The organism is Undibacterium sp. Di24W (genome assembly GCF_049340325.1).
Lineage (GTDB): Bacteria > Pseudomonadota > Gammaproteobacteria > Burkholderiales > Burkholderiaceae_D > Undibacterium.
In genome coordinates this window covers 613,771-638,458 of record NZ_JBMPOP010000003.1, presented here as the reverse complement: position 1 = coordinate 638,458, position 24,688 = coordinate 613,771, and the positions used below count along the sequence as shown (strand labels likewise).

Below are 24,688 nucleotides of genomic sequence, written 5' to 3'. Positions count from 1 at the left end.
TGAATGGATAAATGAGCAAGGCTTGGGTGATCATCGGGGTACATGTGAGATCCTTACCAATTGCATCCACACTTTCTGCTGATACAAGCATTATGCGCTTTTAATAGGTATCACTTTCGCACCGAGCTTCAACTGATCGACATAGTCTGCCCATGCCTGCATCATTTTGCGTCGATCTTCGATGTATTTGGCTTTCTGGTAGACACCTTTAACACCTTGCACTAAGTGCGAGAGCTGGCGATCGATTGCATTCTCATCCCAGCCTAACTCTGCTAGCATTGTTGCTGCCGTGTGTCTAAATCCATGCGGGTGAATTATGTCTGCCCCATACCCCAAAGATTTCAGCGCTTGGTTTATGGTGATCTCCGATAGCGGCCTCTGCCCAGACCTTACGCCGAAAACATATTCACCGACACCAGTGTACGGCTGCAATTCACGCAACAATTTAATCACTTGTGATGCCAAAGGCACGATATGATCAATTTTGGTTTTTTCACTAAAAAAACGCCATTCTTTTGTTTCAAAATCAATGTCAGCCCACTTCGCGGTTCTTAGCTCTTTTGGTCGAGTGAAAACCAAAGGTAACATTCTTAGTGCAGCAACAGTGACTGTTGCTCCGCTATAAGTCTCAACATCACGCATCAGTTGCCCTAACAATTTTGGATCTGTGATGTGAGAGTAATTTTTTTGCACATGCACCCCTAGGGCACCACGTAAATCAGCCGCTATATCCCTATCCGCCCTTCCAGTGGCAATTGCATAGCGCCATAGCTGCCCCATTTGTTCACGCACACGGTTAGCCGTCTCAGTAACGGGTTTGCCTTGTTTGTTCTTTCTGGCCTCAACACGGCGCAAACACTCCAGTAAGGCAGGTGCTTTGATCTCAATCATAGGCAATTTACCTAAATACGGTATCAGATCGTTTTTTAAATACGCCATCGTGCGATTACTATGGCTCTCAGATAACGGCATGATCTTAGTGTTGAACCACTCTAGCGCTACTTCTTCAAACGAACCGAACAAAGGCAGGCCGCTTGCCTCGCGTTGATTGATTTCTTTGTGCTGGGTTTGCTCTATGCGCTCTGTGCGTTTCGTTTCGCTGGGGTCGGTGCCTGCATCAATCAATGCAATTGCATCTGCACGTTTTGCCCTAGCCACTGACAGGCTCACATCTGGGTACTTTCCAAACGCCAGAGTGAGGCGCTTCCCTTCAAAGCGGTAATCCAGGCGCCAAAGCTTAACCGCATCTTTGTTCACAAGTAAGTACAAACCGCCACCATCAGACAATTTGTAGGGCTTGTCTTTGCCTTTGGCATTTCTTAAAGCGGTGTCAGTGAGTGGAGTGGCAAGCTTAGGCATGATTGACAGTTTCCCTATGAAGGTTCGGCGTATACCGTCAAAATTTAGGGGTTTTGACGGTATACGCATTTTGACGGTATCTAGTTTTTTACCGTATACCGTCACTGATACCGTCAAAACCTTGCGCTGTCAAGATATCGCTTGACACGTCCTGAAACAAAAAACCCGCGTTCTCATAGTGAGTAACGCGGGTTATTGGACTTCTTTGGATCTCTTAAAACATACTAATGGTGCCCGAGGCCGGAATTGAACCGGCACGCCCCTTTTACGGAAAGCGGCGGATTTTAAGTCCGATGTGTCTACCAGTTTCACCACTCGGGCACTCAACTTGCATCTAGCAATTCGCTAGCTTGTTACTTAATGATAGTTCGAAACTTAACTATCAAAATTCTTGGAGGCGGGGGTCGGGATCGAACCGGCGTCTACGGCTTTGCAGGCCGCTGCATAACCACTTTGCTACCCCGCCAAGGGTTGCTATTTCATTCGCATCTGAATTTCTTCAAATTTTTGCAAACAAAACGCGGAACAACTTACTAATAAAAAAGGGAAGCTGTGCTCCCCCTTCGGAATCTGGAGCGGGAGAAGAGTCTCGAACTCTCGACCTCAACCTTGGCAAGGTTGCGCTCTACCAACTGAGCTACTCCCGCATAATACTTCTTATTACCATTACAGCGCCATTCCAAAAAAACTTGGAGCGGGAGAAGAGTCTCGAACTCTCGACCTCAACCTTGGCAAGGTTGCGCTCTACCAACTGAGCTACTCCCGCATATTACTTCTTACCACCAAATCGCCACCCAAAAAAACTTGGAGCGGGAGAAGAGTCTCGAACTCTCGACCTCAACCTTGGCAAGGTTGCGCTCTACCAACTGAGCTACTCCCGCATTGCGACAACAGCCGTGCATTATATAGCACCTGCAAAAGTTGTCAAGATTTATGATCAATACCTTGTCCAGCTTTTTCTTTTATTAAGGGCCAAGCCTTTTGCAAATAATAAAACATCGACCAAACCGTCAGCACAGCAGCTATCAAAAGTAAAACCCGGCCCCACAATATCGTATCAATCACGCCAAACAATTCACCATAGAACAGTAGCATAGGAATCGCGATCATTTGTGCTGCCGTTTTGATTTTACCGAGGGAGCTCACTGCAACAGATTTAGAGGCGCCAATTTGCGCCATCCATTCACGTAAAGCGGATATGGTAATTTCGCGCCCAATAATAATAAATGCGATGACTGCATTTACACGATTCCATTCAACTAATACCAACAACGCACCCGCGACCATTAATTTGTCTGCGACAGGATCTAAAAATGCCCCGAATGCTGAGGTTTGATTCCAGCGCCGCGCCAAAAATCCGTCGAACCAATCCGTTACTGCGGCTACGATAAAAATAATCGTGGATGCAAGGTTTTTTTCCAGTGGTGTCAACATCGTATTCGGCAAATAAAATACACCGACCACTAAGGGTATTAGAGCAACGCGCAACCACGTCAGTAAGATGGGAAAGTTAAATGGCATATTTTTTTATAGCGAGGAATTTGTTTACATTATATTTTGCCGCAGCTAGCCGTAGAAAATAAATTTCATCCCACGCTACCAAAGCAACAAATCTGGAAAAAATCGCTTAGTTATCGCAGTCTTTGATAAATCTCTTCTGCCAAAGTCCGAGAGATCCCTTCTACTGCCATTAAATCTTCAACACTGGCATCCTCTACCCCTTTGATACCGCCGAACCGTGTGAGCAGCTTTTGACGGCGCTTAGGTCCGACACCATCAATCTCCTCAAGCTTCGATGCTTGCCTCGCCTTCGCACGTTTGGCACGCATACCGGTAATAGCAAATCGATGCGCTTCATCTCGTACCTGGGCGATCAGCATCAAAGCGGCAGATTCTTTGCCTAATTCTTTCGATGCACGACCATCTACAAAAACCAAGGTTTCCAAACCAACTTTGCGCCCTTCTCCTTTCGCTACGCCGACGATCAAACTCGTGTCTAAGCCCAATTCCTCAAATACTTGACGCGCAACCTCGACTTGTCCTTTACCACCATCAATCAAAACGATATCAGGCAAAATCGCCTTGAGATCATCTAGCATCTCTTCTGCATGAGCAAATTTCTCGAAACGACGATAAATTACCTGGCGCATTGCAGCGTAATCATCACCAGGGGTAATATCCTTAATATTAAAACGTCGATACTCCGCATTTTGCATCGCGTGATGATGAAACACGACACAGGATGCCTGTGTCGCTTCCCCATGCGTATGGCTGATATCGAAACATTCAATGCGAAACCGATCCATGTCTGGCACATCAATATCAAGTGCGTCGATCAAAGCTTTGGTACGTATCTGTTGTGCGCCTTGTTCAGACAATGCACGTGCCAAGGCCAAACGCGCACCTTTAATCGCCATTTCCAACCAAGCTCGCTTTTGTTCTTGCGGCTGGAAGCTCAGGTGAATGCGATGACCACACTGCTCCATCAAGGCCAGCAACAATTCAGGCACATCAATTTCCACATTCAATATCAACTGTGCGGGAATAAATTGGTCAATATAGTGCTGTGCAATAAAGGCAGTAATGACTTCAACATCAATCGCCTCGTTGACTGCGCTTTGAACCAATTCCAAATGCGTAGGAAAATACGAGCGATCACCCAAATGTCGGCCGCCACGTACCATTGCCAAATTAACGCAAGCACGTCCGCCATCCACTACCACAGCAATGATGTCGATGTCCGCATCGCCCGCCAACTCCATACTTTGTTGGTGCAAGACTTTGGATAAAGCACTCATCTGATTACGTACGATAGCCGCTTTTTCGAATTCCAAATTCTGTGCGAAGCCCAACATCTTTTGTTCAAGTTTATTCTGCACTTCGGTTTGCCGTCCGCGCAAAAAATTGGAGGCGTTTTCTACGTCAGATTGATAATCTTGATCAGAAATAAAATCAACACAGGGCGCACTGCAACGTTGAATCTGATGCAATAAGCAGGGTCGGGTGCGATTCGCAAAAACGCTATCTTCGCAGCTACGCAACAAGAATATCTTCTGCAATAACTGCATCGATTCCTTCACCGCCCAGGCAGATGGAAACGGTCCGAAATACTGGTGTTTCTTATCAATGCTGCCGCGAAAATAGGTCATGCGCGGTGTTTTTTCGTTGGTGATTTTTAGGTAGGGATAAGACTTATCGTCGCGAAATAGAATGTTATAACGCGGTTTTAAAGCCTTGATTAAATTATTCTCTAAGATCAAAGCTTCCGCTTCGCTACGCGTCACCGTGGTCTCTAAACGAGCGATTTTTGCCACCATCATTGCGATGCGTGGACTGCTCAAATTTTTTTGAAAATAGCTCGATACTCGTTTTTTTAAGTCACGCGCTTTGCCCACATAGAGCACTTGATCGCCTTCGTCAAAGTAGCGATAGACACCAGGCAAATTAGGAAGTGCAGCGACTAATTCTAAGACAGCCGCGGGTGTTTCTGAGGCTTCTCTCAACTTAGCCATAATGAGCACTTAAGGCTGTTGCTTCGACACTTTTCTCAACGATCACATAGGCCAAAGCAAAATCCTCTTCATCGGACAAAGACACGTGCGCAGACAATCCTCGGGTTTGCATCCACGTCGCCAGCTCACCTTGCCAATGCAATTCCGGCCGTCCAAATTCACCACTTAAAATTTGCAGTGAATGCCAATTCATAGGATGTCGCACGCCCAGCCCTATGGCTTTAGCAAAGGCTTCTTTTGCCGCGAATCGAGTGGCGATAAAGCGTATCGCGCGACGCGGCGATTGATTTAAGCGCTCCTGATACGCGAGCAATTCCTCTGTACCTAAAATCTTCTCAGGAAAACGTTGAGGATTACTCTCCAACGCGGACTGAATACGCGACATTTTCACAATATCGGTACCGATTCCAAAAATCATTTCGCGTCCAGTCTTGCCTTTACCATCAAGGCTTTCATATCGGAGATGGCTTTGTGCCAGCCAACAAAAATCGACTGGGCGACGATCGCATGTCCGATGTTTAACTCAGAAATACCATGAATAGCAGCGATCGCTTGTGTATTCGTATAATGCAAGCCATGACCCGCGTTCACTTTCAAACCCACGCTTTGCGCAAAATCGACGCCGGCTTTGATTCGTTCTAGCTCTTGCGCTAGTTCAACAGCATTCGCCGCATCGGCATAGCGTCCCGTATGCAATTCAATAACTGGAGCACCAAGATTTTGCGCCGCTTGTATTTGCTGCTGATCGGCATCAATGAACAAACTGACGCGAATACCTTCGCCTTGTAGTTGCTTGATCGCGGCATCTACTTGCTTATAGAAGCGCACCACATCCAAGCCGCCTTCGGTAGTTACCTCTTCACGTCGCTCCGGCACTAAGCAAACGTCATGCGGCTTAATTCGACAAGCAAAATCGATCATTTCTTGTGTGACTGCCGCTTCTAAATTCATGCGCGTCATTAAACGTGGTCGAATCACTTCGACATCTTTGTCTTTAATATGGCGGCGATCCTCACGCAAATGCAAAGTAATACAATCAGCGCCCGCCTCTTCAGCCATTAGGGCTGCTTGCAAAGGATCAGGATAGATCGTGCCGCGTGCATTGCGCAGGGTTGCTACGTGATCAATGTTAATGCCCAAGTCAATGCTTTGGGTTTGTCCGTGTATGTTCATAGCTTTTGTAGATCAATTAAAATTTGACGGGTATTTAAGGGTATACCATGCAAATGAAAACTAAGTAGATAGCGCATCAGCTGCTTACTTTGCAGTTGTGTCACCGGGTCATTGTAATCGCCGACCGACATATCGAATAAAGTTTTCCCTAAAACTTGGGGCAGACCTTCACCAGAGACAAAGGGGCGCACGCCACGAGTTGGATCAATGACATAGTAGTGATCAATAAGGATACGCTCTCTCGACTGCACGCAGTAGCCTAAATCCCCGATAAAACCTGCCTGCTGCAAAAGTATAAGCTCAAATTTACGCAAAACAATGGCTGCATTTTCATTGTGCGCCAATTGATTGAGCGTAGAGACATAAAGATCAAATAAGACCGTATTAACCTCCTCACGCAGCAAAAACTTTACCAACAATTCATTCAAATAAAAACCGCATAGCAGAGCCGATTTTTCAAGCGGCAACATACCGCCAACCCATTCAGCGGTAGTCAAAGTTCTGACTTCGGTTTTGCCTGTCCAAGAAATGCTCAAAGGTTGAAAAGTCTGCAATACACTACGTAAGGCGGAGGTAGGTCGCTTAGCGCCTTTGGCGACAAGTGAAACGCGTCCGTATTCTCGACTGAAAATGTCGACAATTAAACTGGTTTCTTTGTAAGGATAGGAGTGAAGAACAAAACCTGGCTGATGCAGGATACGTATTTCTTTAACGTTTTTTTTGGGCGCCGACAACGACGGAGCGACAGATATGCTATTCGCGTTGTTATTGTCATTGGCGCGGTCAGTGGCACTGTAAGTTTTACGCGCACGTCGTTTCGGAATATCAAGCACAAGAATTTGCTCTTTGTCCAATCACTACTTTCAGCCAATATTGCAAGCGACAACTACTCGTAGCCATAGGCTCTCAAGCCAGCTTCATTGTCGGCCCAACCGGATTTCACTTTGATCCAGATTTCGAGATAAACTGGGCCACCAAAAAGCTTCTCCATGTCTTGTCTCGACTGCGTAGAAATGTCTTTCAAACGCGCACCTTTATTACCGATTACCATGGATTTATGACCATCTCGATCAACCAAAATCGCAACGAATACGCGACGCAAATTGCCTTCTTGTTCGAACTTTTCGATCAACACGGTACTGGTGTATGGCAACTCATCACCGACGAAGCGAAATAATTTTTCTCGAACAATCTCTGTAGCAAGAAATTTTTCACTGCGATCAGTAATATCATCATCCCCAAACACCGGCGGACTGAAGGGTAAATATTTTTTAGTTTCTTGTTCCAAGCTATCGAGCTGAAATTTAAGCGTGGCTGAAACAGGCACGACAGCAGCGAATGGAAATAGACTCATCACCTTCTGTGCAAACGGCATCAAAATCGCTTTGTCTTTAACGCGGTCAGATTTATTAATCACCAAAATGCATGGCACATTTTTCGGCAGCAAATCGATGACTTGTTGATCTGCAGGACCAAAGGTGCCCGCCTCGATAATAAACAAAATCACATCGGACGCCATCAAAGTATTAGTGACAGTGCGATTTAATGTGCGATTTAATGGATTTGAATGACGTGTTTGAAAACCCGGCGTATCAACATAAATATACTGTGTTTGCTCTTTGGTTTGAATGCCGGTAATGCGGTGACGTGTCGTCTGCGCCTTACGAGAAGTAATACTGACTTTTGCGCCGATTAACGCATTCATAAGCGTCGACTTGCCCACATTCGGGCGGCCAACTATCGCGATGTAACCGCAGCGAAATTCAGCATTTTCTGAAATAACATTCATCTTAGTTTACTTTACGTTTTACTTCAGGCATCGACACATCGAGAGAAAGCTGCTCTTCTTTAGCAAGCTGAGCAAGAATGGCAGTGTTGCCCGAAGTATCGTCAGCAAGTTTATTGCTTGACTGAATGGTGGCAATTCCCGCCAACTTCATTTGCGAAGTACGGGGCTTAGTTTTTTTCCCACTAGGCGTTTTGGCGAGTAAGTTTAATGCGGTTTCAAGCGCTAATTTAGCGGCAGCCTGCTCACCTGCACGACGACTACCGCCTGTGCCGAATACCTGAATCTCTAACTTGGGGACCAAGCATTCAATTTCGAATTCTTGGTTGTGCGCTGCGCCATGAGTGGCAACCACATTATACAAAGGCAGGGCAATTTTTTTACTCTGCAAAAATTCTTGTAAAAGTGTCTTAGCGTCTTTACCCAAAGTAGTCGGATCAACGGAAACTAATATCGGTTCATACAAAGAACGTATCACTTTACGCGCAGCTTCAAATCCAGCATCTAAGAAAATCGCACCAAATAATGCTTCAAGCGTGTCAGCTAAAATTGATGGACGTCTAAAACCACCTGATTTCAGCTCACCTTCACCAAGACGCAAAAATTGAGACAACTCCATTTTCTGCGCGATTTCAAACAATGATTGTTGTTTGACCAAATTGGCACGAACTCGGGATAAATCGCCCTCATCAATATTCTCGAAAGTATCAAATAATATTGACGCAACAACGCAATTAAGAATTGAGTCACCGAGAAACTCCAAGCGTTCATTATGCGAAACACTATGACTACGATGAGTCAATGCTTGCTGCAAAAGAGCAACATTATTGAATTGGTGTCCCAAACGCTTCTGCAACAATTGTTCATTCATAAACGCCTAACTACTCCTGTTTTTTCCTGTTTTATTCTTGTTTTTTATGAACGCCGCCACTTTTTGCTGTGGTACCTTGATACTCAAGAAGCAAGCTAGCTGGACCGACCAAAGGAATCGTTTTGGTATAGTAAAAGCCGACTTCAAAACCAGTTTCACTCTTTTCAATAATTAAATCACGACCTTTGACGGAATCTATGTAGCCAACATCAGCTTGCTTGTCGAACGCGACTTGGATGTCTTTCACTGAGGTACCCGCCGCCTTGGCAGCTTGAATCGCTTTTTTTACAGAAAAATATTCGATCGCTGTGGGTGTAATTTTAGCAGCCAAGATCGCCAGCACACCAAGTATCGCGAGCATAAAAATTAAGCCAATCAAAGACATCCCAGCACTGTTCTTCAAGCTATGTACATTCACTTTACGCATCGTATTCTCCAATTTATTTAAAACTACCCACACGCTTTAAATCACTCGTATTCATCCAAATAAAGAAGGCTTTGCCAACTATATTTTGGTCGGGGACAAAACCCCAGTAACGGCTATCCTGACTATTATCACGATTATCTCCCATCATGAAATAATGTCCCTGCGGAACACGACAGGTAAAACCTGCATCATCATAACTACATTGATTTGCAAAAGGAAAATCTGCAGGCTCAAATAAGTACACCGCTGATGATTTATCTTCATCGTTCAAAATTCTATGCTGTATCCCTGGGAATTGCTCTTCAAATTGCTTCGAATAGCTCAAATCAGCGCCGGCGTGAAGAAAGTCAGTCTGCCCCGTATATTTTGCTTCTACACCATTGACCGTCAATTTTTTATTGCTGTACTTTACTACATCACCTGGGGTACCAACGATACGCTTAATATAATTTTGTGTTGTATCTTTTGGATACTTAAACACCATCACATCGCCACGCTCAGGCTCATTTATCGAAATGATTTTTTTATCAATAATTGGTAAACGAATTCCGTAGGTAAATTTATTGACCAGAATAAAGTCTCCTACAAATAAAGTAGGCAACATCGATCCGGAGGGAATTTTAAATGGTTCAAATAAGAAAGACCTTAAAACAAATACCAGGGCAATAACTGGAAAGAAACTTCCAGAATACTCAATCCAGACTGGCTGCTTCAGTAATTGCGCTTGTAACAGAGCTCTAGCTGCTGGATCTGGATTTGCCTTTAAGTCGAATTCCTTGAGTGCGACATCAGCTCTTTGCCTACGTTGACGAGACAACACAAACAAATCAAATGCCCAAATAATCCCTGTAATAACCAATAAAATGAACAGGATTAGAGCAAAATTCCCTACTAAAGACTGGAAGCTCATTTCTCCTCCACTTGCAAGATCGCCAAGAATGCATCTTGAGGAATTTCTACAGAACCGACCTGTTTCATGCGTTTTTTACCGGCTTTTTGTTTTTCCAATAGTTTGCGCTTACGAGAAATATCACCGCCATAGCACTTCGCCAAAACATTTTTTCGCAAAGCTTTGACGTTCTCACGAGAAATGATATTGGCACCGATCGCTGCTTGAATCGCGACATCAAACATTTGACGCGGAATTAATTCACGCATTTTCGCAGCAACTGCACGACCGCGATAATGCGCATTCGCGCGATGCACGATAATCGCCAAGGCATCGACTTTCTCACTATTAATCAACATATCGACTTTGACCACGTCAGCAGCACGATATTCTTTGAACTCATAGTCCATTGACGCATAGCCACGTGAAGTTGACTTCAAACGATCAAAAAAATCCAAGACGATTTCCGCCATTGGCATTTCATAAGTTAACTTAACCTGACGGCCGTGGTAATTCATATCCAGTTGAACACCGCGCTTTGAAGTACAAAGCGTAATCACAGACCCCACGTACTCTTGTGGCATATATAGATTGACTGTGACAATAGGTTCGCGGATTTCTTCAATTTTTGATGGATCAGGCATCTTAGAAGGATTATCTACCATCAAAATAGTACCGTCCCCCATAACGACCTCGTACACCACCGTCGGTGCAGTCGTAATGAGATCCATATCAAACTCACGTTCCAGGCGCTCTTGCACGATCTCCATGTGCAATAGACCTAAGAAACCACACCTGAATCCAAAACCAAGCGCCTGTGAAACCTCAGGCTCATACATCAAGGCAGCATCGTTCAGCTTTAATTTTTCTAGAGAGTCGCGCAAGGAATCATATTGATTCGCTTCAACAGGAAACAAGCCAGCAAACACTTGCGGTTGCACTTCTTTAAAACCCGGTAGTGGCTGTGCAGCTGGTTTTCCAACAATCGTAATCGTGTCACCGACCTTTGCTGATTTCAATTCCTTAATGCCGGCGATAATAAAGCCTACTTGCCCTGCAGTTAATTCTGAGCGAGACAAGGATTTCGGTGTAAAGACACCAACGCTTTCAACCAAATGTTGCGCTTCGGTTGCCATAAACAGAATCTTATCTTTTGGTCGAAGGGTGCCATTGACGATACGTACCAACATCACAACACCAACATAATTATCAAACCAAGAGTCGATGATTAAAGCTTGCAACGGCGCATCTGGATCACCTTTTGGCGGCGGCACCTTAACAATCAGAGATTCCAAGATATCACGTACACCCAGACCAGTTTTGGCAGAACAATGCACAGCGTCACTAGCGTCAATACCAATCACTTCTTCAATTTCTTGCGAAGCGTTATCTGGATCTGCCGATGGCAAATCAATTTTGTTCAAGACTGGGACCACTTCTACGCCAAGTTCGATCGCGGTATAGCAATTTGCTACGGTTTGCGCTTCAACCCCCTGTGAAGCATCCACCACCAACAATGCGCCTTCACACGCAGATAAAGAACGACTTACTTCGTAGCTAAAATCCACATGCCCTGGGGTATCAATCAAATTCAAATTATAAATTTGTCCATCTAAAGCTTTGTAACTCAGCGCTGCAGTCTGGGCTTTAATCGTAATCCCACGTTCACGCTCAATGTCCATAGAATCAAGTACTTGCGACTCCATTTCGCGATCAGATAAGCCACCACACAGCTGGATAATTCTGTCTGCTAAAGTAGATTTACCATGATCAATGTGAGCGATGATAGAGAAATTACGGATATTTTTCATTAGATATTCGAGACACTAAGTACAAAAAAGGCGCTACGATCTGGGCAATTTCCCCAGGCGAGCGCCTAATAATTGGGTTATGCAAAAACAACATTTTACCGGATTTCCAACTAGATTGCCCTATTTTACTGTGGCACAAAATGTAAAAGCGCACCGACAGCGAACAACAGATATGAACCAGACAAGTTTTTCTAAACAGCATTCACTAAAAATCACGAAAACTGTAAGCCATAAGGGAGATTCTCATTTAACTCATGCGGCAATTCCCAGATAGGATCATACTCCACCCTTGCCAAGTACAAACCATCAGGCATAAAAGTGGGAGCAGATAAACTTCTATCTTTAGTTTCAATTAGTGTTCTAATCCATTCTGGTTCACGACGCCCAGATCCGACAAAAATTAAAGAACCTACAATATTTCTGACCATATGATGCAAGAATGCATTGGCACGCAAGCTAAATACAATTAAGTCACCTTGCTGTCGAATTTTCACATCATACATGTGCTTAATTGGAGATTTAGCCTGGCAGGCAGCTGCCCGAAATACCGTAAAGTCGTGCTCTCCAATCAAGTACTGCGCCGCAACCTGCATCAAATCGAGCTGCAAAGGACGGAAGAACCAGCCAGCACGCCCAGCCCAAAGCGGCGAACGCACAGGATGATTATAAAGAAGATAATGATACGTGCGCGAAAACGCACTAAACCGAGAATGGAAAAAATGCGCATCATTTGGATCAAGATTTAACTCTTTAGCCCAGCGCACGGCGATATTTGAAGGTAAAAAGGTGTTGACACCATTTACCCATGAATACATCTCACGATCAAGTTCAGTATCGAAATGAACGATCTGCTCAACTGCGTGGACACCCGCATCAGTCCTTCCCGCACAAACAGTTTGAATGTTTTGCTTGGCAAATTTACCTAAGGCAATCTCCAATACGTCTTGAACAGTCCGACCATTTGGCTGAGTTTGCCATCCTTGATAGGGACTACCATCGTATTCAATCCCAAGAACTATTCGCTTCATCGTCATCAATTTACTATTTTTTAAATAAAAATGGGCGCTAACGTCAAGTTAGCGCCCATCTGCATCTGCAAAAACGCTCAGGCCAATGCGTCTAACATCTGCTTAGCACGTTCAACCTGCTCGTTGGATCCGCCTTTAATGACCTCTTCAAGCAATTCACGCGCACCTTCCTTATCACCAATTTCTTGATAAGCCACTGCTAAATCGAGTTTAGTTGCCATCTCCGCATTATAAGGTGAAGAATCTTCAAGAGCAGCGGCATCACCTGAATCCTCAGCAGTGTTATTACCTAATTCTTGATCTAAGCTGAGCAAGTCTTGGTTATTACCAACCGAGGCCGAATCAGTTACAGCACTCGCCGAAACTGACTCATCACCCATATCAAAGTCTAGTGATCCAAGGTCAAACGACTCCTCAGCCTTGCCCAGTACATTTTCCTGCGCTTGATCCAACTCGACCGACTTTGGCATATCCAGTTCCAAACCAAACGAATCAGAAGCTATGCCTTTATCACTTTCGGATTCCAATGGTTTTGCAGCAACCTCATCCCCCCCCAAATCAAAATCAATAGATCCGAAATCGATAGTCGGGATTTGCTCTTCTTCATGCACTTTTATTTCAGAAACTGGACTTTCTGGCAGAGTCAATGGAAATGCGTCTTCAATCGATGGCACTTCTGGTGCACTGTCGGTAGAAATACCTAAATCAAAATCCAAGCCCCCATCATCAGCAAAGGACGACGATAAATCCAGATCAGATTTACTCTTATCTGCCGCGCCAAACCCATCATCCGACAATGCGTGCGCCGTATCAATGATACTAATTGAGTCAAGCATATCTTCCGACAAGGAATTATCTAGTAATGCATCTGATTCAATATCTTCCAATGGCTGCGTTGGTAAACCTAAACTACTAGCAGCATAAGCCTCGACTTGCGCAGTGGCACCAGCATACAAAGGATTATTTGGATCTAAGGAAATACCCATAGAAGCAGCTTGCGCCCAATCTTCCCCCTCGCCTCGCGTCATGCCATAAAGTTCACCAGAATAAAGTTCAAATGAACGAATATCTTTGCGTCCAAAATAAATCTCCAACAACTTCAAGCGCACTGCGTGACGATCCGGCTGAGTTCGCAATGCCTCCTTCAAGATATCTTCTGCTTGTGAATCCCTGCCGTAAGCAATATATACGTCTGCTTCTGCAACTGGATCAACTTCATTTGCATCCAGTTGGCTAGCCGAAGGCGCAAAATTGGAATTAAAGACACTGTTGTTGGTATCTACACTCTGCCCACCTGTCGATCCAAACATCGAATTTGCCTTCAAACTTGAGCCAGTCAAAATACTGTCTTCAAATTGATGGGATACTTTCTTCTTTTTCGATGCATACAAACCAATTGCACCACCTAAAGCAGCCAAGAGCCCTGCTGCAATCAAGTATTTAGTATCAAACCAACTCGTCTCCTCAACTACAGGAGGCGGCGGAGGTGGCATAGGCCGTTTCGGTTTAGAAGCAACAGCAGAAGCGCTAGCAGATTCTACTTTTGCAGATGCGGTCACTGAAGACGCCGAAGCACTGGCACTTGGCTCTACCGCAGCTGTTTTCGGTTTATCTAAGGATGCAGCACTTGCAGCAGCAGACGCAACTGATGCCGGAGCAACTACTGGCGCAGGGGCTTTAGTTTCAGGCGCAGCAGGTTTTGCTTCAACTGCTTTAGACTCGGACGCCGGTTGTTTCACCACATTTTTACTTGGTACTGCTAATAGCTTATTCAGCTCACTAACATTTTTCTCTAGCTCTTTAACTCTGGCATTTGCTTCAGATAAGGCCTTATCTTTTGCAATTTTATCTTCCTCTGTCATTCCTTTGGCTGGAGCAGCAGTATTTTTTCCGCCCGCCTGAACTTTAGACAATTTCAACTTATCTAATGATTCGTTCGTTGCAGTCGGTGTTTCTTTAACTTTGGTAGTAATTGAACCGCTCGCAGCCTGTTTTTTCTGAACAGCTCGCTCAGCAGGAACGGACAGCACCTGTCCGGCGATCTTATTTCGATAGGCATTGAAATCGGCAGAATGCGCCTGAACAACCGAACGAGCATTTGGCACAGCATTAGAACGCACCGTATCAGCATCGGGAATATTCAGAATCTGCCCTGCTTTCAAGCGATTCATGTTGTCGCCAACAAATGCTTCAGGATTCGTTCGATAAATACTCACCAGCATCTCATCTAAAGAGACACCATTCAAATTATTAGCCGCAATCTTCATCAAAGTGTCACCAGGTTTCACTTGATACTGGCGAGCACTAGCGTTTGACAAATTAGTCGACGCGACCACTGTCTGAGCGTTTTTTTTTGTTCCTAGTCTTACACCCGCAACAGGATCTTTCTGCAATAGCTCAGCCTTTGCCGGTTGCAAATTACTCACTGGCTTACTGCTGGCTATTGTAGAACCTGGATTAACTACTTGCACTGCTTGCCCACTTGTTAATTCAGCAGGGTCTAACAAAAACGTATACTCACGCAACAACTTACCATTACTCGCATTCATTTCAAGCAAGAAGTCTATCCATGGCTCATTCATTGCCTGTGTAGAAGTAACACGGATAATGTAATTACTACCACGTTGCTCGACGGCAAAACGTAACGAAAGTAAAGCCGGATTGAATTCAATATTGGCCTGGCGAAACGCCTCAATCGATGCCACCTTAGGAACCAAAGAAGCTATTTCTTCTTTATTCGGAGAGGTCAATTCAATCTCTGCACGCAGTGGCTGCCCGAGTGAAGATAAAACTGTTAACTTCCCTAGACCGGTTGCATATGCATTTGAGAAGACAAGCAATGAAGAAAAAGCCGCTGCTTTAAGCACTTTAGAGCTTAAAAAGCTCATCGGTAAGCGTTTGTAATTATGCATTTTTAGAACATTTCCTGGGAAATTTATTGAATACAATTTTGTTAACTGATTTAACAAACTTGCACTACCGAAAGACATGTTGATCCAAGATAACATTACCTAACTTGTCGCGCAAGCTTAACGTGAATTCTAGATATGGTAAATACATTAAGAGGAGAAATGATAATTTCCGCCCCAATTCGTTGTTACTGCTAGACAATTAGATGAAAAAAATACGAAATGATAAAGAAAAAGGGATGATATTTCATCCCTTTTTTGACTAATTATCGAATTTAATTAATTCAATCTTCAATTAAAATTCGTAACATTCTACGCAAAGGTTCCGCAGCTCCCCACAATAGCTGATCACCAACCGTGAACGCGGACAAATAATCACCACCCATTTGCATCTTGCGCAAACGACCAACAGGGATCGTTAAACCACCAGTCACGGCAGCAGGTGTCAGATCGCGCATCGAATCTTCACGCGTATTAGGTATTACTTTTGCCCAAGGATTGTTTTGCGCAAGCATATCGGCAATTTCATCAAGCGGCACATCTTTGGTCAACTTGATGGTTAAGGCTTGTGAGTGACAGCGCATCGCGCCGACACGTACGCACAAACCATCCACTGGGATCGCTTTAGAACCAAAGGCCTCGCCCAAACCAAGAATCTTATTGGTTTCAGCTCCCGCTTTCCACTCTTCTTTGGAAACGCCATTATGCAAATCTTTATCGATCCACGGAATCAAATTGCCAGCCAAAGGTACGCCAAATTGCTTAGTCTCATCTGCGCTGAAGTTATGCTGTTTCGCCAACACTTTACGATCTATTTCTAAAATCGCCGCAGCAGGATCATCAAGCAAAGCTTTGACCTCGGCATTGATTGAGCCGAATTGCGTCAACAGCTCACGCATGTGTTGAGCACCACCACCAGATGCTGCCTGGTAAGTCATGGATGACATCCACTCTACCAAACCATGCTGAAATAATCCACCCAAACCCATCAACATACAAGATACAGTGCAGTTACCGCCAACGTAGTTCTTCACGCCACGGTTCAGCGCAGTTTTTATCACGTCTAAATTGACAGGATCAAGGACGATGATGGCATCGTTTTCCATGCGCAATGTCGATGCCGCATCAATCCAGAAACCGTTCCAGCCAGCGGCACGTAATTTCGGGAAAACTTCAGAGGTGTAGTCACCGCCTTGGCAGGTAATAATAATGTCGCACTTTTTCAATGCATCAATATCATTTGCGTCTTTCAATGTTTTTTCATTCTTTGCCATCGTTGGCGCCGCGCCACCGGTATTCGAAGTTGAAAAAAACACAGGTTCTATTTGAGCAAAATCCCCCTCTTCTTGCATACGCTGCATGAGGACTGAGCCAACCATTCCACGCCAACCGACCAAACCAACTAGTTTCATCATCTTTCCCTAAAAATTACAGGTCTCCCTGTTTACATAAAAATTAAACCAAAGCCTTCACCACGGCATCACCCATTTCCGAGGTACCAATTTTGACACAGCCAACCTCAAAAATATCTGGCGTGCGCAGACCTTCCGTCAACACTGCCTTTACAGCAGCTTCAATACGATCCGCTTGCTCCACTTTACCGAATGAATAACGCAGCATCATAGCCGCAGACAATATCGTTGCCAAAGGATTTGCGATACCTTTTCCAGCGATATCGGGTGCAGAACCATGCGATGGCTCATAAAGGCCTTTATTGTTCGCATCGAGTGAGGCGGAAGGCAACATACCAATAGAACCTGTCAACATCGCCGCAGCATCCGACAAAATATCACCAAACATATTCCCAGTGACCATCACGTCAAATTTCTTTGGTGCGCGAACTAATTGCATCGCCGCATTATCAACATACATGTGATCCAAAGCGACGTCAGGATATTCTTTATGAACATCAATCATGATGTCTTTCCAAAATTGGAAAGTCTCTAATACATTCGCCTTATCAACACTAGTCAGACGTTTGTCGCGTTTGCGTGCTGCTTGAAATGCAACGTGAGCAATGCGGCGGATCTCGCCTTCCGCATAGCGCATCGTATCAAAACCTTCGCGTTGACCTTTGAATGGTCCATCAGGACATTCACGTACACCACGTGGCTGACCAAAATAAATGTCGCCAGTTAATTCACGAATAATCAAAATATCCAAACCAGAAACCACTTCAGGTTTCAAAGTCGAAGCGCCTGCCAACTCTGGATACAGAATCGCAGGACGCAAATTGGCAAATAAATTCAGATTTTTGCGCAGTCCCAAAATTGCTTGCTCAGGACGCAGCGGTCGATCAAGGCTATCGTACTTCCAATCACCAACGGCACCAAACAAAACAGCATCTGCATCTTGTGCTAATTTAAGCGTCGTTTCTGGCAGCGGATGTCCCGCCGCTTCATATCCAGCACCGCCTACAGGTGCGAATTCCAATTCAAAGGACTCACCCAAAACTTTTAAAACTTTAACGGCCTGATCAACGATTTCAGGACCAATACCGTCACCCGGCAAAATGGCAATTTTCATGCTGATATATAAATGAGAAAGATGTAAATGAGAACGATAGGTTTAATTAGATAACGGCAGCCAACCAAGGACGAGCCTCGATATGCCTCTTTTCAAATGCTAGAATTTTATCTGCGTGAACCAAAGTCAAACCTATATCATCCAAGCCATTAAGCAAACAGTATTTTCGAAATGCATCGACTTCAAACGGAAATCTGTCACCAGTAGTTTTCAATCCAACAGTTTGCGACTCCAAATCGACTTGCAAATGCAAGCCTTCACTATCACGAACTTGAGTAAACAGATAGTCGACTTTATCCTCGCTCAATACGATAGGCAGCAAGCCATTCTTAAAGCAATTATTGAAAAAGATGTCAGCAAAACTAGGCGCGATAACTACACGAAAACCGAACTGATCTAATGCCCAAGGTGCATGTTCGCGTGAAGAGCCACAGCCAAAATTTTTGCGCGTCAACAAAATTGACGCCCCTTGATAACGTGCTTGATTTAATACAAAGTCAGGATTCAATGACCTCAAACTATTATCCATCCCTGGTTCGCCATGATCAAGATAGCGCCATTCATCAAATAAATTCGGCCCAAAACCTGTACGTTGAATCGACTTTAAAAATTGTTTAGGGATGATGGCATCCGTATCAACATTGGCGCGATCCAGAGGTGCAACCAAACCATCCAACAAAGTAAACTTTTCCATGATTATTTCTTTCCAGCGTTTTCCACAACTTCGCCCGCTTTTTTCACATCTTTCCCTATACCCTGGATCGTGTTGCAGCCTACTAAACCCAATGAAATCATCGCCAGCGCAACCAGAGCAGTTATTTTTTTCATTGTTTCGTCCTTTTTTGTGAGTTAAGCAAAATTGCGCACATCAACAAAGTGCCCTGCTATACCAGCAGCTGCGGCCATTTCTGGGGAGACCAAATGGGTACGCCCCCCCTGCCCTTGGCGTCCTTCAAAATTACGATTTGAGGTTGAGGCACAGCGCTCACCCGGGTCCAAGCGGTCCGCGTTCATCGCTAAACACATAGAGCAACCTGGCTCACGCCATTCGAATCCGGCGGCCGTAAAAATTTTATCCAAACCTTCTTGTTCCGCTTGTCTTTTCACCAGACCAGAACCCGGCACGACCATTGCTAACTTAACATTTGCAGCACGGGATTTTCCAGCAACGACCTTGGCTGCGGCCCGCAAATCTTCAATTCGTGAATTGGTACAAGAGCCAATAAAAACTTTATCAATTTGAATCGAACTGATAGCCATATTCGGTTGCAAGCCCATGTACACAAGGGCTTTTTCAATCGCGTCGCGCTTGACGGCATCGACTTCATTCTTAGGATCTGGCGTTTGTCCATCGATTGCGACCACCATTTCTGGTGAGGTTCCCCAAGTGACCTGTGGCTGAATATCTGCGGCATTCAAGGTAACAACAGTATCAAACTGCGCGCCTTCGTCCGACCGCAAAGTTTTCCAATATGTGACGGCATTTTCCCAATCGTTAGCGACGGGGCTAAAAGGACGCCCTTTCACATAGTCTATCGTCGTTTGATCAACTGCAATCATGCCAGCTCTGGCACCTGCCTCAATCGCCATATTACAGACCGTCATCCGACCTTCCATAGACAGGCGTTCGATGGCTGCACCGGCAAACTCAATCGCATAACCTGTGCCACCGGCTGTACCTATCTTTCCAATAATCGCCAAAACGATATCTTTCGCAGTAATGCCGTGCGGTGTATCGCCATCAACTCTGATCAGCATTGATTTTGATTTTTTCGCCAGCAAGGTCTGCGTAGCGAGCACGTGCTCTACTTCCGAAGTGCCTATACCGTGCGCTAAACAAGCGAAAGCGCCATGTGTTGAAGTATGTGAATCGCCGCAAACGACCGTCATTCCTGGCAAAGTTGCACCTTGCTCTGGCCCAATCACGTGAACAATCCCCTGACGCAGATCGTTCATCGCAAAATAAGTTAAACCATATTGTTTAGCATTGGCATCAAGTGTTTCAACTTGCAAACGAGAAACAGGATCGGCGATACCATCCTGTCGGTTTGTAGTAGGGACATTGTGATCGGCAACGACCAGATTGGCAGAAATGCGCCACGGTTGGCGACCAGCTAGTTTAAGCCCGTCAAATGCCTGAGGGCTGGTGACTTCATGTAAAAGATGGCGATCTATATACAAAATCGCAGTACCATCGTCTTCTGTATGAACTACGTGAGATTCCCAAAGTTTGTCGTAAAGCGTTTTGGCCATAATTGTTGCCTGAAATTAAAAGAATTCATAAAGCTAAAAATCAGCTTTTGATTATGCCACAATTGTGCATTGCAAAACTGCACAATTCGGTTTTTTTAAGCTCAAATCAACCAAACAATATTCCAATATTTTACGAAAATCGAAATTTTTACTTGAAAAATCGCGTTAAGCAAACAAACAACCAACTTTTATTTTGAGGCAAATTGAAAGAAACTCATCTTTATCATAAATGACTTTGAAAAATTTCTCTCACTTAGATTTGAACGCCTGCCGCCCTATACAACTTCAGCGTTTAGTAAAACATCAGACTGTAGTTGGCGACAAAACAACATCACCACATTGCGCTCTATGGCGCAGGGCATGATCCATAAGCACCAATGCCAACATGGCCTCCGCAATCGGTGTCGCGCGAATACCTACGCAGGGATCGTGGCGTCCAAAAGTTTCTACCAAGACTGGATTTCCCTGCTTATCAATTGAACGCTTCGGTGTGCGAATAGAGGACGTTGGTTTAATCGCCATCGATACGCGAATATCCTGTCCGGTAGAGATTCCGCCTAAAATACCGCCGGCGTTATTACTCATAAAACCAGCTTCGGTCAATTCATCACCGTGCTCAGATCCTCGTTGTGCAATGCAGCCAAAGCCGGCACCAATTTCAACCCCCTTGACCGCATTGATACCCATCATGGCATAGGCAATTTCTGCATCCAGCTTATCGTAGATCGGCTCGCCCAGACCTACAGGCACGTTGCTTGCGCCCACATCAATACGAGCGCCAATAGAATCGCCATCTTTACGCAAACCATCCATGTAAGTTTCAAGGTCCGCGATCAATTGCGGATCATTCGTGGGCGCAAAAAATGGATTTTGAGTCGTGTAGTCCCAAGAGGAAAAAGGAATTGAGATATCACCCAATTGTGTCATCCCGCCATAAAATTTCGTACCATATTGCTGCAGTAACCATTTTTTTGCAATCGCGCCAGCACCTACGACAGGCGCTGTTAAACGCGCTGAAGATCGACCACCACCGCGTGGATCTCGTATTCCATATTTATTCCAATAAGTATAATCGGCATGACCTGGCCTAAATGTCTCAACAATATTGCCATAGTCCTTACTACGCTGATCCTCGTTACGTATCAAAAGTGCAATCGGCGTGCCAGTTGTCTTCCCCTCATACACACCGGATAATATCTCGACTGTATCCGCCTCTTTCCGTTGCGTCACGTGACGGGATGTGCCAGGCTTACGACGATCCAATTCTGGCTGGATATCCTCCACCGTTAATTCCATTCCGGGTGGACATCCATCTATCACACATCCAATTGCTGGGCCATGCGACTCGCCAAATGTCGTCACTGTAAACAAAGTTCCTAAAGTATTGCCTGACATATTTTTAGTTTTCAAAGTGGAAAAAGCAAAAGCATTTTATCAGTCTTGCCGTGATTGTTCATAAAATCGAAATCGTCGAAAGTCTGGCACTCAAACAAAAAACGATTTAAAACCAATTATTTGCACCAAACCAACAGTTTATTTATACCATCTTGTTTTATACTGCCGTAAGACGCATCATAAAATCCTGACAAAATTGTTGCGCTCGCTTACGATAAATAATAAGGCCTCCACTGGAGCATGAACCTAGATGAGTGAATTGAATCATCATAACGACGATGCGCTAGTTTTTTTGGATGAATTAAATCCAGAACATTTGCCTAACATCGATCTAAAAAAACCAAGTTGGCGCATTATGATCATTGACGATGATCCCGATGTCCATTCAGCGACTATGTTCGCCTTAGGTAATTTAGAAATACAAAATCGATCGTTAAGCTTCTTGCATGCGTATTCTGCCAGTGAGGCGCGAGACATTCTGTCAAGCGAATCAGACATCGCGGTAATCTTACTTGATGTCGTCATGGAGGAAGAAGATGCCGGTCTAAATCTCGTTAACTACGTAAGAAAAAACTTGGGTTTGAATGATGTTCGGATTATTCTCCGGACTGGACAACCAGGCTACGCACCAGAAATAGATGCCATTCGAGACTATGACATCAATGATTACAAAACCAAGTCAGAATTAACTCGAACCAAGCTTTACACCACAGTCACGTCAGCTATCCGATCCTATGAACAAATTTGTTCGATAATAGCTAGCCAACGTGGATTAGAACTTATAGTTAATGCTAGTACCGAGTTAATGTCACTGAAAGGATTGCAAAATTTTTCCACTGGCGTCTTACATCAAATTTCCAAACTACTTGGTAAGAACATCGAGGGTTTTGTCTGTAGTCCACTCGACGACGCTCAAAACGCCGAATCTAGCGCAACTTTATTAGCGATCGCTACAAGCAACTCATTTAGCAATCTTAATGGGCTAATGCTAGATAAATTAGAGAATAATCATATCCAACAACAGCTGGAAAAATCGGTCACTTCACGCCAGAGCATATTTGGCGATTCAGACAGCGTATTACGCTTCGAAAATGTAGCCCAAAAAGATATTTATGTCTTTCTACAAACAGGCGTTAGCGAAATGGATAAACGTCTTATCGATGTGTTTTGTAGCAATATATCGGTTGGCCTCAACAATGTTATGTTGACGTCCCGCCTACATAAATACGCTTACTTCGACCCCTTGACCGGCTTAGCAAATCGCCTTAAATTGTTACAGACCTTAAGCGAGGCACTACAATCAGGCAACGAAAAAGGCATAGTTTTATCCTTAGTCGATATCGATCACTTTGCCGAAACTAATGATGCTCTCGGCCATCAATTCGGCGATATGTTGCTTTGCGCCGTTGCGAAAAGGCTCTTAAGTCATTTTGGCACTTCGTGTCATTTAGCTCGGGTTGGCGGCGATACCTTTGCCTTACTTGGTAGTGAAAGTTTGGTATCGCCAGAGAATATCTCCAAAGTTTTCCACTTACCATTCGACGTTGATAATCAAGACGTACAATTATCCGCAACAATAGGCTTGGTACGTCTAGAAAATTATGCAGGTGGAAGCGCTGACGCACTGAAAGACACCAATATTGCATTGAAGCGTGCAAAGGCTCACCAGCGTGCCTCATATAGCTATTTTACGGTTGATATGGGAGTAGAAATCCGAGAGCGCGTACGAATGATGCACGCATTGCGCGCTGCTTTTGAGAATGAGCGCCTGTTCGTCGTATACCAACCCCAGATCGATATGCGTACGAAATCTGCAGTTGGTGCAGAAGCGCTGCTACGATGGAAAACCGAAGATGGCACATTTGTCCCCCCTGATCAGTTCATTCCAATTGCTGAATACTCTGGCTTGATCGTTGATATTGGCGAATGGGTGATGCGTAGCGCCTGTTTCGAACTCAAGCAACTACATGATCTCGGCTATATTGAATTAAAAATGGCAGTTAACGTCTCGCAAGCGCAATTTTCACATCCATTGTTTTTACAAAGTTTGGAGCGTGCACTAAGTGAGAGCCGAGCACCTGCGAATTGCGTCGAACTGGAAATTACTGAATCAATGGCAATGACTGATCCTGAGTTGTTAATTAAAACGCTACTTCACATCAAGCAATTGGGAGTACAAGTTTCAATCGATGACTTCGGCACTGGGTTCTCTTCTCTAAGCCACCTACAAAAACTTAATGTAGACAAACTAAAAATTGATCGTGCCTTTGTGAACGAAATCAATGAGACCTCCGATGAGGGTAGCATTGCAAAAATGATCGTTCAGTTAAGTAAAAGCCTGAATATTAAGGTAATCGCTGAAGGAGTAGAAACTGAGCGCCAAGCACAAACACTAATGTCTTTCGGCTGCCATCTCGCGCAGGGCTATTTATATGCACGTCCACTCACCAAAGATGATTTACGTAGCTGGCTGGCAAAGAGCGTAAATTAACCTTTGCTTTCATCTTGCATAAGTCGGTTGGCGGTTAAACTGCAGCCAACCGATTTAGCTAAAAGAAACCTCTGATCACATTCGTAAAAGAGATTAGTTTCAACTTGCAAAAAACTATCTGGCTCATGTGTTACACAACTAACACAAAAAAGTATCGCCAAATATCAGCCTATGCCCGAGTTTTCGCGGATCGTCGCATTTCCCTCATATCAATGCCCCTATTAAGATACAGTCACAACATCAGATAATCGGCGTTAC

Annotated in this window: 20 protein-coding genes and 5 tRNA genes; 1 reads left to right on the top strand and 24 read right to left on the bottom strand. The window is 44.5% G+C overall.

Annotated elements, in window-relative coordinates:
• Positions 1 to 90 precede the first annotated feature (90 nt).
• The 24 genes from ACO0KZ_RS09075 to aroC all read right to left on the bottom strand — a co-directional run bounded on the left by ACO0KZ_RS09075 (position 91) and on the right by aroC (position 21,939).
• The gene (locus ACO0KZ_RS09075) at positions 91 to 1,359 is read right to left on the bottom strand and encodes a tyrosine-type recombinase/integrase (RefSeq protein ID WP_422994825.1); all 1,269 of its coding nucleotides are present in this window, start codon (positions 1,357 to 1,359) and stop codon (positions 91 to 93) included.
• A gap of 228 nt (positions 1,360 to 1,587) precedes the next feature.
• Positions 1,588 to 1,680, bottom strand: a tRNA-Leu gene (locus ACO0KZ_RS09070).
• Between the two features lie 71 nt (positions 1,681 to 1,751).
• Positions 1,752 to 1,825 (bottom strand) — tRNA-Cys (locus tag ACO0KZ_RS09065).
• Positions 1,826 to 1,930: 105 nt separating this feature from the next.
• Positions 1,931 to 2,006 (bottom strand) — tRNA-Gly (locus ACO0KZ_RS09060).
• A gap of 43 nt (positions 2,007 to 2,049) precedes the next feature.
• A tRNA-Gly gene (locus tag ACO0KZ_RS09055) sits at positions 2,050 to 2,125 on the bottom strand.
• Positions 2,126 to 2,164: 39 nt separating this feature from the next.
• Positions 2,165 to 2,240, bottom strand: a tRNA-Gly gene (locus ACO0KZ_RS09050).
• A gap of 43 nt (positions 2,241 to 2,283) precedes the next feature.
• On the bottom strand, positions 2,284 to 2,880 hold the full coding sequence (gene pgsA / locus ACO0KZ_RS09045) for a CDP-diacylglycerol--glycerol-3-phosphate 3-phosphatidyltransferase (RefSeq protein ID WP_422994824.1): 597 nt from the start codon (positions 2,878 to 2,880) through the stop codon (positions 2,284 to 2,286).
• Positions 2,881 to 2,990: 110 nt separating this feature from the next.
• Positions 2,991 to 4,871, bottom strand: a complete 1,881-nt coding sequence (gene uvrC / locus ACO0KZ_RS09040; RefSeq protein WP_422994823.1) for an excinuclease ABC subunit UvrC — start codon at positions 4,869 to 4,871, stop codon at positions 2,991 to 2,993.
• Positions 4,864 to 5,289, bottom strand: a complete 426-nt coding sequence (gene acpS / locus ACO0KZ_RS09035; RefSeq protein WP_422994822.1) for a holo-ACP synthase — start codon at positions 5,287 to 5,289, stop codon at positions 4,864 to 4,866. Before acpS ends, uvrC begins: the two co-directional genes overlap by 8 nt.
• Positions 5,286 to 6,044: a pyridoxine 5'-phosphate synthase gene (gene pdxJ / locus ACO0KZ_RS09030; RefSeq protein ID WP_422994821.1), complete on the bottom strand. Its 759-nt coding sequence runs from the start codon at positions 6,042 to 6,044 to the stop codon at positions 5,286 to 5,288. Before pdxJ ends, acpS begins: the two co-directional genes overlap by 4 nt.
• Entirely contained in the window at positions 6,041 to 6,796 is a 756-nt protein-coding gene (gene recO, locus ACO0KZ_RS09025; RefSeq protein WP_422994873.1) for a DNA repair protein RecO, read from the bottom strand. Before recO ends, pdxJ begins: the two co-directional genes overlap by 4 nt.
• A 134-nt stretch (positions 6,797 to 6,930) precedes the next feature.
• On the bottom strand, positions 6,931 to 7,833 hold the full coding sequence (era, locus tag ACO0KZ_RS09020) for a GTPase Era (RefSeq protein ID WP_422994820.1): 903 nt from the start codon (positions 7,831 to 7,833) through the stop codon (positions 6,931 to 6,933).
• A 1-nt stretch (position 7,834) separates the two neighbouring features.
• Entirely contained in the window at positions 7,835 to 8,701 is an 867-nt protein-coding gene (rnc, locus tag ACO0KZ_RS09015; RefSeq protein ID WP_422994819.1) for a ribonuclease III, read from the bottom strand.
• Positions 8,702 to 8,732: 31 nt separating this feature from the next.
• On the bottom strand, positions 8,733 to 9,128 hold the full coding sequence (locus tag ACO0KZ_RS09010) for a DUF4845 domain-containing protein (RefSeq protein WP_422994818.1): 396 nt from the start codon (positions 9,126 to 9,128) through the stop codon (positions 8,733 to 8,735).
• A 13-nt stretch (positions 9,129 to 9,141) separates the two neighbouring features.
• On the bottom strand, positions 9,142 to 10,038 hold the full coding sequence (lepB, locus tag ACO0KZ_RS09005) for a signal peptidase I (RefSeq protein ID WP_422994817.1): 897 nt from the start codon (positions 10,036 to 10,038) through the stop codon (positions 9,142 to 9,144).
• Complete coding sequence (lepA, locus tag ACO0KZ_RS09000; protein WP_422994816.1) at positions 10,035 to 11,828, bottom strand: translation elongation factor 4; 1,794 nt, start codon at positions 11,826 to 11,828, stop codon at positions 10,035 to 10,037. Before lepA ends, lepB begins: the two co-directional genes overlap by 4 nt.
• 212 nt (positions 11,829 to 12,040) lie before the next feature.
• Entirely contained in the window at positions 12,041 to 12,856 is an 816-nt protein-coding gene (gene truA / locus ACO0KZ_RS08995; protein ID WP_422994815.1) for a tRNA pseudouridine(38-40) synthase TruA, read from the bottom strand.
• Between the two features lie 77 nt (positions 12,857 to 12,933).
• Positions 12,934 to 15,768 carry a FimV/HubP family polar landmark protein gene (locus ACO0KZ_RS08990; RefSeq protein WP_422994814.1) on the bottom strand — a complete coding sequence of 945 codons (2,835 nt, stop codon included), beginning with the start codon at positions 15,766 to 15,768 and terminating at the stop codon, positions 12,934 to 12,936.
• Positions 15,769 to 16,049: 281 nt separating this feature from the next.
• Positions 16,050 to 17,177 carry an aspartate-semialdehyde dehydrogenase gene (gene asd, locus ACO0KZ_RS08985; RefSeq protein ID WP_422994872.1) on the bottom strand — a complete coding sequence of 376 codons (1,128 nt, stop codon included), beginning with the start codon at positions 17,175 to 17,177 and terminating at the stop codon, positions 16,050 to 16,052.
• A 43-nt stretch (positions 17,178 to 17,220) separates the two neighbouring features.
• Positions 17,221 to 18,291: a 3-isopropylmalate dehydrogenase gene (leuB, locus tag ACO0KZ_RS08980; RefSeq protein WP_422994813.1), complete on the bottom strand. Its 1,071-nt coding sequence runs from the start codon at positions 18,289 to 18,291 to the stop codon at positions 17,221 to 17,223.
• 46 nt (positions 18,292 to 18,337) lie between these two features.
• Positions 18,338 to 18,985, bottom strand: coding sequence for a 3-isopropylmalate dehydratase small subunit (leuD, locus tag ACO0KZ_RS08975; RefSeq protein ID WP_422994812.1), 648 nt, complete (start codon positions 18,983 to 18,985; stop codon positions 18,338 to 18,340).
• 2 nt (positions 18,986 to 18,987) lie between these two features.
• Positions 18,988 to 19,119 carry an entericidin A/B family lipoprotein gene (locus ACO0KZ_RS08970; RefSeq protein ID WP_422994811.1) on the bottom strand — a complete coding sequence of 44 codons (132 nt, stop codon included), beginning with the start codon at positions 19,117 to 19,119 and terminating at the stop codon, positions 18,988 to 18,990.
• A gap of 21 nt (positions 19,120 to 19,140) precedes the next feature.
• Positions 19,141 to 20,544, bottom strand: coding sequence for a 3-isopropylmalate dehydratase large subunit (leuC, locus tag ACO0KZ_RS08965; RefSeq protein ID WP_422994810.1), 1,404 nt, complete (start codon positions 20,542 to 20,544; stop codon positions 19,141 to 19,143).
• Between the two features lie 303 nt (positions 20,545 to 20,847).
• Positions 20,848 to 21,939 carry a chorismate synthase gene (gene aroC, locus ACO0KZ_RS08960; RefSeq protein WP_422994809.1) on the bottom strand — a complete coding sequence of 364 codons (1,092 nt, stop codon included), beginning with the start codon at positions 21,937 to 21,939 and terminating at the stop codon, positions 20,848 to 20,850.
• Between the two features lie 250 nt (positions 21,940 to 22,189).
• Between aroC and ACO0KZ_RS08955 the strand changes: the two genes are divergently transcribed.
• Positions 22,190 to 24,430, top strand: a complete 2,241-nt coding sequence (locus ACO0KZ_RS08955; protein ID WP_422994808.1) for a bifunctional diguanylate cyclase/phosphodiesterase — start codon at positions 22,190 to 22,192, stop codon at positions 24,428 to 24,430.
• The last annotated feature ends 258 nt before the right edge of the window (positions 24,431 to 24,688 follow it).